The sequence below is a fragment of the Streptococcus sp. HMSC072D03 genome, assembly GCF_001812855.1.
GTDB classification, from domain to species: Bacteria; Bacillota; Bacilli; order Lactobacillales; family Streptococcaceae; genus Streptococcus; species Streptococcus salivarius_D.
The window spans coordinates 1-251 of the sequence record NZ_KV810648.1 but is presented as its reverse complement, the minus strand read 5'-3'; the positions used below and the strand labels follow the sequence as shown (position 1 = coordinate 251).

Annotated in this window: 1 protein-coding gene; it reads left to right on the top strand. The window is 35.1% G+C overall.

The window, feature by feature from the left end; translation table 11 throughout:
• Positions 1-251: transposase (locus tag HMPREF2877_RS04010; RefSeq protein ID WP_176745183.1), on the top strand; the 251-nt coding region annotated here is incomplete at both ends.

The following is a 251-nucleotide window of genomic DNA, read 5'->3' as shown; positions in this document are numbered from 1 at the left end:
AAAGATGCCCTAGAAGTCTGTGAAGATATTCGCCATCAAAGTGGTATGAAAGAACGGTATCAACACCGTAAAGAAACGATAGAACGGTTATTCGGAACAGCTAAAGAATATCATAACTTACGTTATACCAGAGAAAAAGGAAAGTCCAAAATGGAAGATAAGGTTGGGCTTACTTTAGCGTGTCTAAATATCAAAAAATTGGTAAAAATGATGACAGGAAAGACCTATAATTTTACCCCAATATCTCAATA